The sequence below is a fragment of the Nanchangia anserum genome (assembly GCF_015240065.1).
Taxonomy (GTDB): Bacteria; Actinomycetota; Actinomycetes; order Actinomycetales; family Actinomycetaceae; genus Nanchangia; species Nanchangia anserum.
Window position 1 is genome coordinate 295,763 of record NZ_CP060506.1, and the last position, 16,479, is coordinate 312,241.

The 16,479-nt window shown below is 63.5% G+C and carries 18 protein-coding genes and 1 tRNA gene; 15 read left to right on the forward strand and 4 right to left on the reverse strand.

All coding sequences use genetic code 11. From position 1 onward, the window contains the following. Nucleotides 1-63 precede the first annotated feature (63 nt). The 12 genes from H8R18_RS01330 to H8R18_RS01385 all read left to right on the forward strand — a co-directional run bounded on the left by H8R18_RS01330 (nucleotide 64) and on the right by H8R18_RS01385 (nucleotide 7,789). Nucleotides 64-873, forward strand: coding sequence for a hypothetical protein (locus H8R18_RS01330; protein WP_194189329.1), 810 nt, complete (start codon nucleotides 64-66; stop codon nucleotides 871-873). Further along, nucleotides 858-1,310: an NlpC/P60 family protein gene (locus H8R18_RS01335; RefSeq protein ID WP_194189330.1), complete on the forward strand. Its 453-nt coding sequence runs from the start codon at nucleotides 858-860 to the stop codon at nucleotides 1,308-1,310. Before H8R18_RS01330 ends, H8R18_RS01335 begins: the two co-directional genes overlap by 16 nt. After that, nucleotides 1,310-2,302, forward strand: a complete 993-nt coding sequence (locus H8R18_RS01340; RefSeq protein ID WP_191071899.1) for a phage distal tail protein — start codon at nucleotides 1,310-1,312, stop codon at nucleotides 2,300-2,302. The genes H8R18_RS01335 and H8R18_RS01340 overlap by 1 nt, the downstream gene beginning before the upstream one ends. 11 nt (nucleotides 2,303-2,313) lie before the next feature. Next, a complete protein-coding gene (locus H8R18_RS01345) occupies nucleotides 2,314-3,087 on the forward strand; it encodes a hypothetical protein (RefSeq protein WP_191071900.1) in 774 nt (257 codons plus the stop codon). A gap of 25 nt (nucleotides 3,088-3,112) precedes the next feature. Beyond that, on the forward strand, nucleotides 3,113-4,204 hold the full coding sequence (locus H8R18_RS01350) for a hypothetical protein (protein ID WP_194189331.1): 1,092 nt from the start codon (nucleotides 3,113-3,115) through the stop codon (nucleotides 4,202-4,204). Then, the gene (locus H8R18_RS01355) at nucleotides 4,201-4,827 is read left to right on the forward strand and encodes a hypothetical protein (RefSeq protein ID WP_191071902.1); all 627 of its coding nucleotides are present in this window, start codon (nucleotides 4,201-4,203) and stop codon (nucleotides 4,825-4,827) included. Before H8R18_RS01350 ends, H8R18_RS01355 begins: the two co-directional genes overlap by 4 nt. 443 nt (nucleotides 4,828-5,270) lie before the next feature. Beyond that, nucleotides 5,271-5,645 (forward strand): hypothetical protein, encoded by a 375-nt coding sequence (locus tag H8R18_RS01365; protein ID WP_191071904.1) that lies wholly within the window; start codon nucleotides 5,271-5,273, stop codon nucleotides 5,643-5,645. A 101-nt stretch (nucleotides 5,646-5,746) separates the two neighbouring features. After that, complete coding sequence (locus tag H8R18_RS09460) at nucleotides 5,747-5,872, forward strand: hypothetical protein (protein WP_263406229.1); 126 nt, start codon at nucleotides 5,747-5,749, stop codon at nucleotides 5,870-5,872. Then, nucleotides 5,872-6,735, forward strand: a complete 864-nt coding sequence (locus H8R18_RS01370) for a CHAP domain-containing protein (RefSeq protein ID WP_191071905.1) — start codon at nucleotides 5,872-5,874, stop codon at nucleotides 6,733-6,735. The genes H8R18_RS09460 and H8R18_RS01370 overlap by 1 nt, the downstream gene beginning before the upstream one ends. 16 nt (nucleotides 6,736-6,751) lie before the next feature. Further along, nucleotides 6,752-7,015: a holin gene (locus H8R18_RS01375; RefSeq protein WP_191071906.1), complete on the forward strand. Its 264-nt coding sequence runs from the start codon at nucleotides 6,752-6,754 to the stop codon at nucleotides 7,013-7,015. Nucleotides 7,016-7,028: 13 nt separating this feature from the next. Beyond that, entirely contained in the window at nucleotides 7,029-7,502 is a 474-nt protein-coding gene (locus H8R18_RS01380) for a hypothetical protein (RefSeq protein ID WP_194189332.1), read from the forward strand. Continuing rightward, on the forward strand, nucleotides 7,490-7,789 hold the full coding sequence (locus H8R18_RS01385; RefSeq protein WP_191071908.1) for a hypothetical protein: 300 nt from the start codon (nucleotides 7,490-7,492) through the stop codon (nucleotides 7,787-7,789). The genes H8R18_RS01380 and H8R18_RS01385 overlap by 13 nt, the downstream gene beginning before the upstream one ends. Nucleotides 7,790-7,858: 69 nt before the next feature. Here H8R18_RS01385 and H8R18_RS01390 read toward each other — a convergent pair whose 3' ends face one another. Together H8R18_RS01390 and H8R18_RS01395 are read right to left on the reverse strand one after the other, a co-directional pair. Beyond that, complete coding sequence (locus H8R18_RS01390; RefSeq protein WP_191071909.1) at nucleotides 7,859-8,986, reverse strand: tyrosine-type recombinase/integrase; 1,128 nt, start codon at nucleotides 8,984-8,986, stop codon at nucleotides 7,859-7,861. A 158-nt stretch (nucleotides 8,987-9,144) separates the two neighbouring features. Beyond that, nucleotides 9,145-9,229: transfer RNA gene (locus tag H8R18_RS01395), tRNA-Ser, on the reverse strand. A 177-nt stretch (nucleotides 9,230-9,406) separates the two neighbouring features. Here H8R18_RS01395 and H8R18_RS01400 point away from each other — a divergent pair. The 3 genes from H8R18_RS01400 to recR all read left to right on the forward strand — a co-directional run bounded on the left by H8R18_RS01400 (nucleotide 9,407) and on the right by recR (nucleotide 12,909). After that, nucleotides 9,407-9,580 (forward strand): Rv0909 family putative TA system antitoxin, encoded by a 174-nt coding sequence (locus H8R18_RS01400; protein WP_191071910.1) that lies wholly within the window; start codon nucleotides 9,407-9,409, stop codon nucleotides 9,578-9,580. A gap of 99 nt (nucleotides 9,581-9,679) precedes the next feature. Beyond that, nucleotides 9,680-12,286 (forward strand): DNA polymerase III subunit gamma and tau, encoded by a 2,607-nt coding sequence (locus H8R18_RS01405; RefSeq protein ID WP_191071911.1) that lies wholly within the window; start codon nucleotides 9,680-9,682, stop codon nucleotides 12,284-12,286. An 8-nt stretch (nucleotides 12,287-12,294) separates the two neighbouring features. Beyond that, a complete protein-coding gene (gene recR, locus H8R18_RS01410; protein WP_227712890.1) occupies nucleotides 12,295-12,909 on the forward strand; it encodes a recombination mediator RecR in 615 nt (204 codons plus the stop codon). Nucleotides 12,910-12,963: 54 nt separating this feature from the next. Here the strand turns inward: recR and H8R18_RS01415 are convergent, their stop codons facing one another. Both H8R18_RS01415 and H8R18_RS01420 read right to left on the reverse strand, forming a co-directional pair. Beyond that, a complete protein-coding gene (locus H8R18_RS01415) occupies nucleotides 12,964-13,212 on the reverse strand; it encodes a WhiB family transcriptional regulator (RefSeq protein ID WP_191071913.1) in 249 nt (82 codons plus the stop codon). Nucleotides 13,213-14,973: 1,761 nt separating this feature from the next. Next, the gene (locus H8R18_RS01420; RefSeq protein ID WP_194189333.1) at nucleotides 14,974-15,507 is read right to left on the reverse strand and encodes an FtsK/SpoIIIE domain-containing protein; all 534 of its coding nucleotides are present in this window, start codon (nucleotides 15,505-15,507) and stop codon (nucleotides 14,974-14,976) included. Nucleotides 15,508-16,479: the final 972 nt, after the last annotated feature.

Consider the following 16,479-nt stretch of genomic DNA (forward strand, 5'->3'; position numbering starts at 1 on the left):
GAACGGGATCAAGCAGGTCATCTCCACGTGTGGGGGTTCATCCGCGATAACGTGTTTGCCAAGATGAGAAGCGCCGCTTCAACCCTGGGCGACGCGTTCACGTCGATGAAGGACACGATCAAGAGCGCCTTTGACAAGATCAAAGGGGTCGCGGCGAAGCCGGTGAACTTCATTATTAACACCGTCTACAACGACGGGATTAAGAAGGCGTTCGATACGATCGCGTCAAAGGTTGGCTCTAAGGCCCGCCTACCCAAGCTGAACCCCGTGAGCGGGTACGCGCAGGGCGGCGTCTTGCCGGGCTATACGCCCGGGCGTGACGTGCATAGGTTCTGGTCACCTACCGGCGGTGTCATTGACCTCTCTGGTGGTGAAGGGATCATTCGCCCTGACGCGTTGCGTCGCCTCGGCGGGGCGGCATGGCTTAACGCCGTGAACCGTTCACGCGGTAAGGGCTTCGCCCCGTGGGGCGATGCCGGACTGAGCACGCACTATAGCGCGTTCAAGGACGGCGGCATTTGGGGCGGCATAACGTCGTTCGCGTCGGCCGCGTGGGACAAGGTGACGGCCGCCGGCGACTTCGTTGCCGACGTCGTATCTGACCCGCTCGCCGCGTTCGCTGACCTGATTACGGCCCCCGCGCGTGCCCTGTTAGGCCAGATCAAAGACACCGAATGGGGAAGCCTGTTAGCGGGTATCCCGAAGCTGTTAGCTAACGCGGTGCGCGACTTCTTCAAACGCGACACCGAGGAAGTCGGCGGCGGGTGTCGGACTGGTCAACATGGCCCGCAGGTTCCTTGGCACCCCGTATGTGTGGGGCGGGTCGTCAATCCCCCCGGCTTGGACTGTTCGGCTTGGTGTATTACTCGCTAAACAAGATGGGGATCAAGGCGCCACGCTTGACGGCGGCGGGCTTCCAATCGGCCTCGAAACCGATCGCTTGGGGATCGAAAGTCCCGGGCGATCTGCTGTTTTGGGGTGACCCGGCCTATCACGTCGCGATCTATGCCGGCGGGTCGAAGCTGGTCGAGGAACCGGGCTTTCACAAGGTCGCGATCGAGTGGGCCATTTGGGGTTCGCCGACGGTTGGCCGCTACAAGTTCGACGAGGGCGGCCTGTTGCCGCCCGGGATCCACACGGTCGCGAACTTTACGGGCAAACCCGAGCCGGTGTTTACGTCTGGCCAGTTCGAGGCGATGCGATCAGGCCCGACCGAGGTCAATCTGCATATTCACGCGGCCGGCCCGGTCGATGAGGCGATACTTGCCGACCGGGTGTCGCGGCGACTCTTGGAGGAGTTGAGAGCCTAATGAGTCTGGTCACTTTCCCCGGCGCTACCACGTTCCCCGGTTGGATCGATGTCCCGACCGGTTCAATCACGCAGATGCCGCCCAATACGGACGCGAACACGGGGGCGGGTAGTGGGTTCGTTTTGGACTTCACTGCCGCCCCTGTCGCGGCCCGTCTCGGCGAGGTCGTGTTTGGTGCTACCGATAGCGAGGGCGGGCAGTATTGGCTAACCGGGGTCGACGGTTTGCATGAGGTCGATATGCGGCTTGAGACGGGGGAGCGGGCTTATCGTGATGGCTCATGGGCCGCGTCGGGGTTGTTTGCGGCTAGACGGGTAACCATCTCGGCCACAATCGCCGCGCCCTTGTCTGCCGGTTCGGCTGGGCTGGTGCGGCGTCTGGAATGGGTACGCCGTCATATCCCGTGGCGATCCGCGGCCCCGCTCGTGGTGAACGAGTATGGCCGGTGCGTGTTGGCTGACGCGCAGGTATGCGACGCGGTCGAGGTCAAACGGATCACCCGCTGGCGGGCCGATATCAAGATTCCGCTTATCGTGCCTGATCCGTTTTGGATGGCCGCGACCTGGCACACGGGCCGCCCCGACTGGACACGCCGAACCCTGGTGGCGGGCCGGGCCGGTGGCGGCATGGTCTTCCCGACCGTCACCCCGTTCATTTTCAAGGCTGGCGGGGATGGGGACCGGCGCGCGATCTTCGACATCACGACCGCGACACCGGCCCGCGTCCTGTTCACGATCGAAGGCCCGCTAACCGGGGCGACGATTAGCGACGATGCCGGATGGGAGACCCGCATAAGCGGGCACGTCTTGGCTGGCCAGACCCTCACGATCGACCCGCAGTCGCGGCGGGTCGAACTGGGCGGGGCGTCGCGGCGGTCCTGGTTGGACGGGTGGCCGCGTCTAGACCCCGGCCCGCACGCGATCACGTGGCGGACTGAGGGGGCCGACGAGTCCACCCGGCTTCATATCGACTATGTGGAAACGACCCTTTAGGAGGGGTGGCTATGGATGTTACGGCATGTTTTATCGATGCCAACGACACGGGCGGGCCGCAGTATTCGAGCGAGGATATGCGCGCCCTATTCTCTTTGCTGTTCGCGCCGGGACCGCGCCCGCTCACGGCCGAGCCCGGTGTTGTTCGTGGCATGGACGTCACCCTGGACGGGGCGGCCGTATCGGTGGCGGCTGGGGGTGTTATCGCGACGTCGGCGCTGGGGTCGTTCGTGATTTTGAATCACTCTAAGACCCGGCTCGCGCTCACGCCCGCACACGCCACATATTCGCGGATCGACCTTATTGTTGCCCGCGCGATCGTGACCGGGGACGATATCGGCGGTGTCGTCGAGATCGTGACGGGGTCGCCGGCGGCGGATCCGCAAGAACCCCAAGCCCCCGCGCACAGCCTCACACTAGCCACGGTGACCGTTCCGGCACGGGGCGAGCCGGCCCTAACGGTGAAGGCCGCCCCGACGCCGTTAGCCGGCTCACCGACCCCGGTAAGCGCAGTCTTGGGGCCTGGCGCACGCTCTGGGCTGGTCACGTATGAGGCCACCGCCTCGGGTGGCGTCGTCCATGTCGATGTTGTCGCGTCGGGTAGTTCCCCGATCCTGGCTAGCCTGCCAAACCACACCGGGGCCAGTGGTGCCGGCGTGGTGAGTGACGACGCGGGCGAGTTGTGGCCGGTGCGTGTGTGGGGCGGTGCCGTGTATGCCCCTAGCGTCCCGAAGGCCCGTACGGTCCTCGCTGGCGCGGTGTCGGTAACGAACCGCAACAAGTAGGAAGGGAGCACGCCACGTGTTACAGGTGTTTTCGTGTGACATTAAGACCGGCGAGATCCTCGCCGAACTGCCGACGCGCCCGAGTGGCGACGTGACGCGGGCATTGATGACGACAACGACGGCGTCGTTTAGCCTGCCGATCGCTGACCCGGCCTGTCCGCGTGACTGGCTTGGCTATACGGCCCCGTGGCGGGTCGTGTTCGTCCTCGCCTCGGATGACGGCCGGATTTGGTGGGCGGGTATCCCGACCGCACGCACATTCAACGCGGCTAGCGAAAAGGTCGAAATCTCGGCGTCCTCGCTGGAAGCCTATCTAGGCCGCCGGTATGTGCCCGCCCGCAGGTTTGACCGCACCGATCAAGCCGACATAGCCGCGTGGCTTGTCTCGTCCACATTGGACGCGGGTATTCCTATCGAGATCGACGCCCCGGCCACGGGTGTTCTTCGCGATCGCGAATACACCACCGACGAGGCCGGCACCGTCCTACAGCGCCTAACCGATCTGTCGGGCGTCATCGATGGCCCCGAGTGGTGGATTGAAACCGCATGGGCCACGCCTGGGGAACGCTCACGCATAAAGCACGTGTTTCACGTCGGCTATCCGCGTATTGGTGTCGCCGCGACCCGCCCGCAGGCCGTGTTCGAGATACCCGGGGGCCTGTTAGATCTCAAGCTTGAGGAACGTTGGGGCGAGTCGGAAGCCGCGACGCTGGTCGTCGTCTCGGGTGAGGGCGAGGGCGAGACGAAACCGATTTCTAGCGACCATGTCGCGCTAAAACAAGAATGGGCCGGCTATCCGCGTCTCGAGGTCCGCCAACAAGCCCAAAACGTGACCGAGATGGCGACGTTGGAAGCGAAAGCCGAAAAGACCCTAGCGCGCCTATCGACGGGGACACGGGTCCTGTCGCTGTCGCAGGCGCTCGACGCGTCGCCTCGTCTGGGGGTCGATTGGGATATGGGCGACGACGTCCGCATTATCGCGAACACCCCGGCCCTGACCCTTGATGAGGTGTTACGTCTCGTCGGCTGGTCTGTGGACCCTGAAGGCACGAAGGTCACGCCAATCGTGGCGTCGCTTAGCGAACCGAGTGAAGACAAGGGGATAGAGAACCGATGACAGATCTCATTCCACTACCCGCAGGCGCAACAACCCTGGCGCATGTGATCGCGGGCTTGCGTGACGATATCCGAAAGACGACGCCGCGTAGGCTTGGCCAGTCGACGATCACGACGGGCACGCTCGAAGTCAAGGACGGTGCCGCGATCCGGGTCGCGGCGGGTGGGCGTCTCGTTGTCGAGGACGGCGGGACGATCCAAACCGACGCGGCCGCTATCGCCCCGACCAATATCGGGATTGCCCCGCAGCTACAGGCCGCGACGGGTGAGGCCGCAGGGATTGGCGCGGACTGGACCCGCCTAGCCGGCGTCAAATTCAGTGCCCCGGCGTGGGCGAACCGGGCGATTATCCACGCGACCGGGTCGTTCACGTTCGCGGCCCCTATGGGCGATGGCGGGGACGTGCGCGGGCGAATCAAGACGACAGACACGCCCGGTGTCGACTCTTACGGCACGTGGAACCGTTACGCCACGTCGGGCACGTGGACCGGGGAAACCCTCACCGAAACCCATAACGTTCACGCGCCGCTAGCGGTGGATGTGGAGGGCCTAGCCACGTTGCCGGCCGAATTGGCGGGCACGGTTAAGGCCACGATCACCGCTACCGTCTGGTGGCTTATCTAGAGACAAGGGGGCCGCATTGTGGCGTATGAGGCGAAGGCGTGGCGCGATGGCCCGCAAGGGTTGACACCGATTGATGCCGCCGCGCTTAACCATATTGAGGACGGACTGTCGCGGGCACATGAGGCCCTGGACAATCTGGCGATTAGTGGCGGGGCACCGGGCGCGCCGGGTGTGAAGGGCGAGAAGGGGGACCCGGGTCCGCAAGGCCCGCAGGGTGAACCCGGCCCGCCCGGCCCGAAAGGCGACCCGGGCACCCCTGGGGAACAAGGCCCGCCCGGGCCTGAGAATGTCGGGGCGGTGCGGCATGGCACGAACGCGTATGCGCCACGGCCTGCCGGTGTCGTCGTGTGTTTGTGGGTTGGCACGGTACGCCCGACACAGATGACAGACGCCGACCTATGGATTCAACCCACTAGCGAACAATGAGAAGGGAATGAAGACTTATGCCTGATCCGATTCTTCACGCCACACCGGCGGCGACTGACTGGACACCGGTTCCCCTGGCGACCGGGTGGGGTGTCGTGTCTGGGCACCCTGTCCAGGTGTCACGTTCTGGCGATGTCGTGTTTATCGTGGGCGCGGCTAAGCGTAACGCCGGCGGGGATCTCGCGAGGATCGCGACCCTGCCCGAGGGGTACCGTCCGAAGCAGACGCAATATGTCGGCGCGACGGTCGCGGTGAAGGACGGTGGCGGGGGCGTGGCCGCGTGCGAGGTTTACACCGAGTCAACCGGGGTTTTGTCGGTGAAATGGTATTCGCAGATCGATTCCGCCCCCGGCTGGACGGTCCCCCTCGCGCTCACCTTCCGGATCATCTAACACACCCACACCACGCGGCCTGACGCCGCTTGACCTGTTCTAGCGCCTCACCTGCTCGCAGTTGGGGCGCTTTTCCATACCCAAAACAAGGAGGAAACACGATGACCGATACGACCGAGACAAGTCACGAAGAGCAGTATCGCCTGCTCGTCGAGACGGGCACGCCCGATAGCCCCGACGACGTCACCACGGGCGAAGACACCAACACGGAAGGCGGTAGCAACTGATGGCCCCCACAGCTCAACAAGTCCTGAACCTGGCCGCTAGCGAGGTCGGCTATTCGCGGTGGAGCGACCCCGCGACGGGCACGAAATACGGGCGCTGGTATGCCGAACGCGTCGGCGTGCCCTACTTCGGGGCGAACGGTGTCCCGTACTGCGCAATGTTTACCTCGTATGTTCTCGTCAAGAGCGGGATTATGCCGCCGGGCGGGATCTTTGCCTATGTGCCGTCCGGGATTAATCAGGCTCGCCGCGCTGGTCGCCTCGTGCCTGTGGCGTCTGCGCAGCCGGGCGACCTTATCCCGTTTGACTGGAATGGTGACGGGATCGCCGATCATATCGGGTTCTTCGTGCGTTGGGTCCGGGCTGGCGTCATGGAAACGATCGAGGGCAACACGTCGACGGGTGCGGCCGGTTCGCAGTCTAACGGCGGTGTCGTGGCCCGCCGGGTCCGTTCCACCGCGCAGGCGTGCGGAGCTATCCGCCCCGCCTATGCCGCAGCCGCGGCCCCCGCGTCGACTGGCAGCAGCGGTAAGCCTGCGCGGCTCGTCGTCGATGGTGTGGGCGGGGCGCTCACGGTCACGGCGGCGCAGGCCGTCTACAACACCCCGAGGGATGGGAAGATTACGGGCCAATGGCAGCCCAACGCCCGATTCTGGCCGGCCTTGACCGCCGTCGGATACGGGTCCGGCGGGTCGACGCTGGTTCGCACTATCCAATATTGGGTGAAGACGACGCAGGACGGCTTGCTGGGGCCGGACACGATCAAGGCACTACAGTCCGCCCTCAGCGTGCCTGCCGATGGCGTGATGGGTGCGCAAACGATGAAGGCCTGGCAGACCTGGCTTAATCAAAAGCTCGGATATTAGGGAAGGGGCTTCAATCATGACTGAGAGTGTTTACGCTGACCGCCGTTTTTGGGCGGGCCTGGTTGAGCGTGCGATTAAGACGGCGGCGCAAGCGGCCCTAGCGCTGTTGGCGACTGCCGGGGCGGGTGTCCTCGAGTGGGATTGGCTCGCGCTGGCCTCGGTTACGGGCGGGGCGGTCGTGTTGTCCGTGTTGACGTCGCTGGCCGACCCGACCCGGACGACACAAGCCACGGACGCGGACACGCTAACCCCTAGCGGACGCCACGTCCGCGCCGAGTGAAGGGGGCGGGGTTATGCGTGTGCAGACTAAGCGCGTGATTCGCTCGCCAGTGTCGATGATCGTCGCCGCCTGGTGCATCCTTCATGGTGTCCTAGCCTCGATAGCGTGCGCCACGGGTGGGCGGGTGATCGAGATCGCGCACGTGCCTTCTGGCTTAGCGATAGCGGCGCTCGATATCGCCTCGACCTTCCTGGTCGTGGGCGGGGTGTGTGTCATTATCGGGCGGGCCTGGTGGGGTCGTAACTTGCGTCCGGCCTTTACGTGCGAGTCGTTCGGGTGGGCTGTCCTCATGTCCGGCGGCCTTGGCCACGTCTTGCCGCCGATGCTGGTTACGCCCTGGGCGTGGAGCATGTGGGGGTGGGGCTGGTGTCTTATCGGGATTGCCGCCGTTAAACTCTATGCGCTACGCCAAGAACGCCGTTTCGCTGAGAAGCTGCAAGACCTACGCGATCAAGGTCAAGGGGGTGGCGAGACGTGGACCCCGTAACCGCTGGGATCCTGGGCGCGTGTATCCCTGCCCTTATCGCCGGGTGCATGTCGCTGTTGCCCAAGCGTAAGGACAAGATCGACGCGGCGACGGCGTCTATGGGGTTGTCGACCACGGCGATGACGGTCGCGCAATCCGCGACGGAGCAGCTCGCACAGGTGCAGGAACAGCTACAGGCCGCCAACGAACAGATTAAGCGGCTACGTTGTGAGCTGGAGGAATTGCAGGCCTTGGTCGAGACCTATAAGGGTTTGCTGGTCAAGCACGATATCGCCTTGACCGAATAGGCCCCGTCCTACAGTTCGGCCCGCCCGGCTAGGTCTTCGTGGCTTGTCGGGCGGGCCGGCCTGTCGTGGCTATAGGGCGTCGTCGCTGAGACGCTCCATAGCAGCGGCTAGGCGTTCGCGCGGGGTGCGCTGATACAGCAGGGACGTCGACCAATCCGAATGCCCGAGGATCGCCATAATCTCGACCGGGGTCGCGCCCGTCGCCATGAGTTGCGACGCACACGTTGCCCGCAGCTGATGGAACCCGAAGCCCTTCAGCCCCGCTACCGCGTCCACAGCTGGCCGGTAGGCGTGCAATAGGGTGCGGTTTGAAAGATGCGTTCCCGTGGCGCTGGAAACGACCAACGCCCGCGCACCCTGGCCGACATGTTGCGACATGTGCGCGGCGAGGGTGTCGCGGATTCGCGGGGGAATCGGCACGTCACGCCGGGACCGCTCGGACTTCGGCGGGCCGACAACAAGCGCCCCGCGCGGGTCCCGCTTCACCGCCCGCCGAACCTTGACCACGCCCGCCGCCATATCGACGTCGCGACGCTCGAGACCCGCGACCTCGCCATAACGCAGCCCACACCATGCCGCGAGATAGACCGCTATCGCCAACCTATCCGGCATACGTGCCGCGATGGCGTCGACCTGTTCGGGGCTGGCGATACGCTCACGCGCCGCCCTGGCGTCCTCATTCAACGGCGGCGCAGCCGTCGCGCCCTTAACCGGTCTGGGCACACGCTCGAGCAGGCCCGCGTCGACTGCCGCGCTCAACAGCGACCGGAACACGTTATAGGCATTGACGCGTGTGCGTGCCCGCTCGCGTGGGAAGGATTGCAGCCACGCGCGTATGTCGTCCTCGTTGACAGCCTTTAGCGCGGTGTCGCCGAACGTGGGCAGGATGTGGACACGTAGCAACGTGCCATAGGTGCGTAGCGTGTTCGCTGAGCGCCCGGCCGCCTCCAAATCGTTAAGCCACTGTTTGGAGTACTCGAGGACACTTACGCGCCGATTCTTGGCCGGCTTCCCGGGTGCTTGCCACTCGCCGCGCTCAATCAGGACCCGTTGGGCCGCTAGCCACGATTCCGCGTCACGTTTGCGCGTGAACGTCTTGTAGCGCCGCTTACCCGGCCGTTCGGGGTCCGCGTGTGACGCCTCATAGCGTCCCTGCCGCGTGGCCACGATCGAACCCCAACGAGTAGCGCGAATCATGCCGCACAGCCTAACCGAACGAACCCGATCCTGAACCCGATCCCAATAGGGTTCTTTAGGGGGTTCTAGGGCACATCAGGGCACTACGGCGACCACCGGGAAACCGCGCTATTTCAACGAAAAACCCCGAAATCTCAACGGTTCCGGGGTAGTGCTCGCGGAGGTAGGGGGATTCGAACCCCCGAGGGCTTGCACCCAACCCGCTTTCCAAGCGAGCGCCATAGGCCACTAGGCGATACCTCCCGACGCCTCGATCTTAGGGAACGCAAGCATTGGAGTCTAACCGGCGCGGTTTCGTGTGGGCAGTCTCACGCGCGAAGGGTGTGCGCGGCTGTCACGCTGGAGCGTTATGCACCGCGCGGTTATGTTGACCGCGCTAGGCTGGCGCCTGTATCTGATGTAGCGAGCGGGAGGAAGATCATGAATCTCGACGACCTGAAGAAGAAGGCCCAGGACGCACTGGGGCGCGAAGACGCGACCGATGCCGGCCTCGACAAGGCTGCCCAGGCTGCTAAGAAGGCGACTGGCGGCAAGTATGACGACAAGATCGACGCAATGCGCAGCGAGGCGGACAAGCGTCTGGGTACGGAGTAGTGCGTGGTGCCTCGGCGCGCCGCCGAGGCACCATCAGCGCGGGGTGCCGCGCTAGAGGTGACGCGAAAAGTAGCGACGTAAGCCCGTAGAGTGGATCGGGTGAGCACCGCACTGTATCGACGCTACCGTCCCGACACATTTGCGCAGGTCATTGGCCAAGAGCATGTGACTCAGCCGCTTATGGCCGCGCTGCGTGGCGGGCGGATCAACCACGCGTATCTGTTTTCCGGACCACGTGGGTGCGGGAAGACAACGTCAGCACGCATTATGGCGCGGTGCTTGAACTGCGCTGAGGGGCCGACGGATGTCCCTTGCGGCACCTGTGATTCGTGCCGTGAGCTGGCGACCGGTGGTGGGGGGGCGCTCGATGTCGTCGAAATCGACGCCGCGAGTCACAACGGTGTTGACGATGCGCGCGAGTTGCGCGAGCGGGCTGCGTTCGCTCCAGTTCGAGATCGCTATAAGATCTTCATTCTCGACGAAGCGCACATGGTCACATCCGCAGGATTCAATGCGCTGCTGAAAATTGTTGAGGAGCCGCCCGAGCACGTTCTGTTTATTTTCGCAACGACGGAGCCGGAAAAGGTCATCGGAACGATTCGGTCGCGGACTCATCACTATCCTTTCCGCTTGGTTCCTCCCGAAACGATGGGTGAGTATCTCGAGCACCTGTGCGCCGAAGAAGACGTTCGCCTAGACGGCGGGGTGGCTCCGCTCATTGTTCGCGCGGGTGGAGGGTCTGTGCGTGATTCGCTGTCGATTCTCGACCAGCTGATAGCTGGTTCTGAGGATCGCGTTGTTGAATACCAGCGGGCTGTCGCGTTGTTGGGGTATACCGATCAGGCGATACTCGCGCGCGCTGTCGACGCTATCGCCGACGCAGATGCTCCCGAATTGTTTGGACTTATTGAAGAGTCTATTTCCTCGGGGCATGATCCGCGTCGTTTAGTTGAGGATCTTTTGCAGCGGCTTCGCGATCTCGTCGTCATTGCCCTGGCTGGCGAGGACGCGCGCGCGGTTTTTGCCGCGGTGTCGGAGGACGAGTTCGCTCAGATGCACGCTCAGGCGCAGTCAATAGGGCCGCGAGCGTTGACCCACGCTGCCGACTTGGCAAATCAGGCGCTGACGGCGATGGTTGGTGCCACGTCGCCGCGCCTACATCTGGAGATTCTCGCAGCGAAGTTGCTCCTTCCGATTGCGCCCGCAGTGGCTGCGTCGCCGCACGCAGCTGATTCCCGCGAAGACGAAGGCACACCGAAGGCATCGTCCGGCGCCGATGTGCGTGACTATCTCGCTCAACGCCGGGCGGCTCGTGCCGCGAACCAGCAGTCGGCCGCTCAGCCGCCATCTCCTGCCGGAGCGGGGCCCGTGCGATGGGAGAACACAACAGATCAATCTGCCACCGCCACAGACCAATCCGCTGAAAATGGCTCCCTCTCTGAGGGGGAGGCGACCGTTGAGGCGCACGTTGATGACGGCACCCGTAGGGATTTGGACGGGCCGGACGGGGGTTCCGGACACGTGCAGAGACCCGAGAAAGCCGGATCCTCCGCGCAGAAAGACGAGACCGCGCCGGACGATACGGTCCCGGCGCGTGAACACGATGACGCTCGCGGCGCTACAGCCTCCAGTGAGGGCCGCGATGAAGAGGCCGCGGCCGCACATGGTGCTCAGCAGCCTGTAGGGGAACCGGAAGGTAAGCCGGCTGTCAGTCTTGATGTTCCCCCCGCTAGAGATGACGAGGCTGCACGAAATGCACGGGAGCCGGAACTTCCGCCTCAGCACCCGACGTCGCGGTCTTCCGAGCAGACTCCAGGAAAGCGTGAATCAGTTGAGACTCCCCGCGTAGCACATCCGGACGCGCAGTGGGCTCAGCTTTCGGACCAGGTCACGCAGCGATGGAACGAGGTCCTGAGCGCACTCGAGCGAATCAGTAAAGTGACGTGGATGCGGGTGAAATCGACCGCCGAAATCGGAGCGGTTAGCGAGGAAACCCTGACGCTCGTGTTCCAATCGGAGGGTTCGGCCCAACAATTCTCGCAAGGGCCGCATCCGGGGCGTGTAGCCGATGCCGTCAACAACGTCCTCGGTGTGAAACTTGAGGTGCGCGGTGTGACCGGCAACGGCGGCGAAAACATTCCCACGCCGCGCCGGTCTGATAGCCCCGTCAACGCCCCTGTCGTCGCTGATCGTTCTCTGTCGCAGACACCATCCGGGCCGTCACAGCGTGCGCAAGATACGGGGTGGCCTGAACCTGCCACCCCGCCTGTCCCTGCGCCATCGGATAGAACGACTAGTGCTAGCGGTGGAACGTGGCCCGAGACCGCCGCGATTCCCCAATCTGCCGCTATCGCAGAGCTGAAGAACTCTGATGAATCGCAGCCGGCAGCTTACAACGATCCACATCCAGCGGAATCGGGGCAAGCAGCGGGTGACGCGGAAACGTTGGTGGCGCGCGGTGGCCTCTATGCGGTGGCGACGCCGGAGGACGATGGCGAGGATCAGTGGATTCTTGATGAGGCGGAGGTATCTCAGCACGATCAGCGAGAGGCATCCGACGACGAGGTCGATCTCGACGACACGGTGCCTTTGGAAGAGGAACCGACTGACCACATGAGCGGGGTGGCAGTTCTCAGTGAGGTTCTTGGTGGGACCGTTGTCGACGAAATCCCGCTCAACGATTCATCATCTCAATCGGCACATTAGGCGGAGGGATTCGAGCAGTGTATGACGGTGCATTACAAAGCCTCATCGACGAGCTTGGAAGACTTCCAGGTGTCGGGCCAAAATCTGCGCAACGCATCGCGTTTCACGTATTGTCACGCCCTCGCGAAGAGGTTGTGATGCTCTCGGCGGCACTCATTGCGGTAAAAGATCACGTTCGTTTTTGCGATCAGTGTGGCAACATTAGCGAGGAAGATCTGTGTAGCATTTGTCGTGATCCGCGCCGCGACCAGAGCCTGATCTGCGTTGTGGAGGAAGCAAAAGACGTTGGAGCGATCGAACGCACGCGGTCGTATCGCGGCCTCTATCATGTGCTTGGCGGGGCGATCGATCCGATCAACGGGATCGGCCCCGATCAATTGCGTGTGCGCGAGTTGCTTCATCGGCTCGGCGATGAAGCCGTTCAAGAAATCATTATTGCGACGGATCCCAACATCGAGGGTGAGGCCACTGCCACGTATTTGACCCGTACTATCGCGACTATCGGGATTCCGGTGACCCGATTAGCTTCGGGTCTTCCGGTCGGTGGTGATCTCGAATATGCCGATGAAGTGACGCTCGGCCGCGCGTTCGAAGGACGCCGCAGGATCGATCAGGATGATTAGATAGAAAAAAGCCACCCGTGAGGGTGGCTTGTCGAGCAGAAGCAGCGACTCGCGCTAGCTGGCACGACGCGCGCGGGCCCGCCGGCGCTTGAGCGAGCGGCGCTCGTCCTCGGCCATACCGCCCCAGACTCCTGCGTCCTGATTGTTATCGAGCGCCCACGTAAGACACGTTTCCGTGACCTCGCAGGTGGCGCAGACCGCCTTCGCGCGCTCTGCTTGAGCGATAGCGGGACCCGTGTTGCCGATGGGGAAAAACAGCTCGGGGTCTTCGGCCAGACAGGCCGCGCGGCTGCGCCAATCCATGGTGTGCCTCCTTGTGCTTTAGGCAAAAGAAGACGGCCCAGGGTCTCGCCCTAAGCCGCAATGCCTGTACGTCAAGTAACGCAACCATCTTGGCCCGCCGCGAGTGGGAAAACAAGACTTCCCGTCCGATAAAAACCGAACAGTTGGGTGGAATGTGTCACATTGGCGGACGTCGGAGAGCGAGTTGGTGAGCCACACCACGTGAAATGTAGAGGCCGCGTGCTGGAGACGACGGGTCTAGGGCAGCGAGATGGGTGAAGTCTGGCGGTACCATCGCTCGAAGCTCGCTGTCGTGGGCGCAGACAATAACGCCTGCGTTCTCGCGCAGCTCATGTAGTGGTCCGGCATATGTCTGGCGAAGACGACTGGGAGACGTAAAGACGACGAGGCGCGATGAGAGTGAAAGCTGAGGGGATGTCTGTGCCGTCGAGATCGATGATCGAGGCAGGTTGCCCCACCTCGTCATAGGCACGGTGACCACGCGCGCGCGATTCGCGTAACGGCCCCGGGGCGCAGCCACTATCCAGGATCGGTGCTTGGTGATTCGGAGAGGGGCGTTTTCCGGCGTAGTCATCGCGATGACGTCGGCGGAGCTGTGGGGTGGAGGTTCGCGCAGTGGTACGACGATGGGGTGCGACGAATCGGTGGCGCGCGCAGGCGTAACTGAGGGAGGAGTGGCGAAATGAACGAGTGAGTTATGTCCGTCTTCCATCCATATGGCTCGCCCGGGACGATCAATATCGTCACATTGGCGTGTAGTCAGTCCGACGTGCGCGGCTTCCATCGGTGCCGGATCGGTACACGATGTGTTGGCGCAACGAATGAGTCCAGCGTGCGGTGGCTAACGTCGCGGATCCGTGAGGACAACGTGTGCGTCAGGTCCTCGACGTCGTGCGAGGGAAGCGAGCAGCTCTGACATTGCACCGATGCCGAGGAGCCGGTCGCTCTCGCTCAACAGGTCGTCCACGCCGTCGATTACCACCAGACCACTCAGATGAGTAACGCGCATGAGGAGTTCCCACGCCAGGGCAACATCGGTGGGTTGATAGCAACGTTGTTGCTTCGGGCCAATGGGTGCCGGGGCGTGCGATGACGTGGCAGGCGATGCCACGTTCGGCGAAGGCGCGTGCACACGCACGGGCGCCGTCGTGCGGCCCGAACCTGGGGCCCCGACGACGAGTGCGCTCAAGGTAGATGGCAACGTGAGTGAACATATGCGTTGCTCGGTGGGAGGTCGTGCCACCCGATTGCGGTGTGGTCCGGTGCGTCGACCACTTCGTGCGTTCGTTCCAATCAATCCGGTCGGTAAGGGCGGTGCCCACGGAGGATCGAGCCGGTGTGGAGCCAGCGTGTCCCAGGCTGTACGCAGAGCCGTGACATGTCGCTTCACTTCCTCCTGGTTCCCGACATAGGCCACTTGCACGTGGCCATTGCCATGAGGATTCCGCGGCCGGGACGCGTGGGAGGTGTGCAGCGGCCGACGTGCCCAAAACGTCGTGAGAATCAGCGTTCTCCAGAACACGTAGACACAAGCGCAGCGGTAGATTCGCCCGCATGTGGACGACGATACCCGCGGGCCGCTGCGTCGCCAAGATGACATGAACCCCAGCGATCGTCCGATTGTGGCGATGCGTAGCAGCGACGTCAATAATTCCGGTTCGTCTTCGGCGAGACGGCGAAACTCATCGATGACAACGATGAGGCGCCGACCCACGGATCGCCTCGCTTGGCGCAAGCGCTCGCGGCGAGCCAACTCTGCCGTCAACGACTGCAATGCACGCCGTGTTGCCTGCGCGTCCAAGTCGGATACGACTCCGCACACGTGGGAAGAGGAGCCAACGCGGCAAAGGTTTCGCCGCCCTTGTAGTCGACGAGAACCAGTCCGAGTTGTGACGGGGGATAACGCCATGCGAGTCCGAGCAGCCACGTTACCAAGGCCTCAGATTTTCCGGATCCCGTTGTGCCAGCAACGAGAGCATGGGGACCATCGCAGACAAGATCGACGTCAACCGCTCCCGCCTCACCGATTCCGAGCCAGGCGCGGAGGTGATCCGGAGTGGACTCATCTCGGTAAGGTCGCCACCGTTGATCAGAGACGACACGGTTAAGTCTGTCTCTCCAGCCAAGCGTTCGTCGACCTTGACGAGCGCGGGAAGATCGTCGTGCGCAGTCGAGTGCGCCTCGAGATAACCACATAGCTCGTCCCACCACGGTGGCGATAGCGCGGGCATGCCGCGGGGAACCTGTACAAGCCGCGTCGACCACGACGGGGCAGTCGCGGGCGATGACGCCCATGTGAGGGTACGGCCGGATGGCAGGGCAACTGTGGGCGGAGCGATTGTCAGTACAGGAGCCTTGTCGGGAGCCTGAAAGTTGCGGGTGCCTTCTCGGATTTGCGCGCCACCCGCTACACCTATCTGTGCTGCTACCCAACGCGCCCCCCGTGGGCCCGCGGCCCGATGAAGCATATGCGCTCTCCGTCGGCAATGACGATGGGATGACGTCGCAGTCGCGATGCCCCCAACCATGCGCACCCCCCCAACCATGCGCTGATCGGTTGATCTGGTGCTGATCGAGGACCGGCCGCAGCGGCAAGGAGCACCTGCGCCGGCGATGGTGGTGCCACCCGTGTATGCCAGGCTCGCGCAGCCCACACGGTGGCTGCTACCCCGATGAGAAGTCCGGCCCCGGCCGCAGCTACGGGTGCGATGCGTCCGAGCATGAGGGGGAAGAAGACGAGGGTGGGCAGTGCCAAGGGGCGCAGCCACGTAACCGGGCGTGCGGGACGCGGGAGGGTAATGCTCAGATCAACGGGGCGAGGCGCGATCTGCAGATGTGTTTCTCCCAAGGCGAGGCGCACGCGCGTGCGCCACCGTCGCCGAGTTGTTAACGGAATCCATCGCCTTCCAATGCGCTGATACGTTCCGTTACGTGAGCCGGCGTCGACGACGGAAACGCCGTGGGCGGTGGCGCGGGTTTCGATGTGGTAGAGCGACATTGTTGGGTCGGGAAAGAGATCACGACCGAGAAATTGGGTTCCCGTTAACGGGGTAACAAGGCCAGCTGCTGGTCCCGCTATGGCTTGCGCATGCCAGCGCACGCGCAGTGCGGCGCGGGCGGCGCGGCGGGACGATGCGGACATGGGCACGACGCTATGGCGATGTCGCATACGTGCCCATGAACTCTTTCGAGTTCAGTGGATACGGTTCAAGTTACTAACGGTTGGGGACACACGAATGACACGGCGCAGACAAGTGCGGTGTCAGC

Coding starts and splice junctions, on each gene's coding strand:
- H8R18_RS01340 (WP_191071899.1), top strand. CDS start 1,310: ATGAGTCTGGTCACTTTCCCCGGCGCTACCACGTTCCCCGGTTGGATC.
- H8R18_RS01415 (WP_191071913.1), bottom strand. CDS start 13,212: ATGGATTGGCGCAGCCGCGCGGCCTGTCTGGCCGAAGACCCCGAGCTG.
- H8R18_RS01370 (WP_191071905.1), top strand. CDS start 5,872: ATGGCCCCCACAGCTCAACAAGTCCTGAACCTGGCCGCTAGCGAGGTC.
- H8R18_RS01390 (WP_191071909.1), bottom strand. CDS start 8,986: ATGATTCGCGCTACTCGTTGGGGTTCGATCGTGGCCACGCGGCAGGGA.
- H8R18_RS01400 (WP_191071910.1), top strand. CDS start 9,407: ATGAATCTCGACGACCTGAAGAAGAAGGCCCAGGACGCACTGGGGCGC.
- H8R18_RS09460 (WP_263406229.1), top strand. CDS start 5,747: ATGACCGATACGACCGAGACAAGTCACGAAGAGCAGTATCGCCTGCTC.
- H8R18_RS01420 (WP_194189333.1), bottom strand. CDS start 15,507: ATGGGCGTCATCGCCCGCGACTGCCCCGTCGTGGTCGACGCGGCTTGT.
- H8R18_RS01345 (WP_191071900.1), top strand. CDS start 2,314: ATGGATGTTACGGCATGTTTTATCGATGCCAACGACACGGGCGGGCCG.
- H8R18_RS01375 (WP_191071906.1), top strand. CDS start 6,752: ATGACTGAGAGTGTTTACGCTGACCGCCGTTTTTGGGCGGGCCTGGTT.
- H8R18_RS01380 (WP_194189332.1), top strand. CDS start 7,029: ATGCGTGTGCAGACTAAGCGCGTGATTCGCTCGCCAGTGTCGATGATC.
- H8R18_RS01355 (WP_191071902.1), top strand. CDS start 4,201: ATGACAGATCTCATTCCACTACCCGCAGGCGCAACAACCCTGGCGCAT.
- H8R18_RS01365 (WP_191071904.1), top strand. CDS start 5,271: ATGCCTGATCCGATTCTTCACGCCACACCGGCGGCGACTGACTGGACA.
- H8R18_RS01330 (WP_194189329.1), top strand. CDS start 64: ATGAGAAGCGCCGCTTCAACCCTGGGCGACGCGTTCACGTCGATGAAG.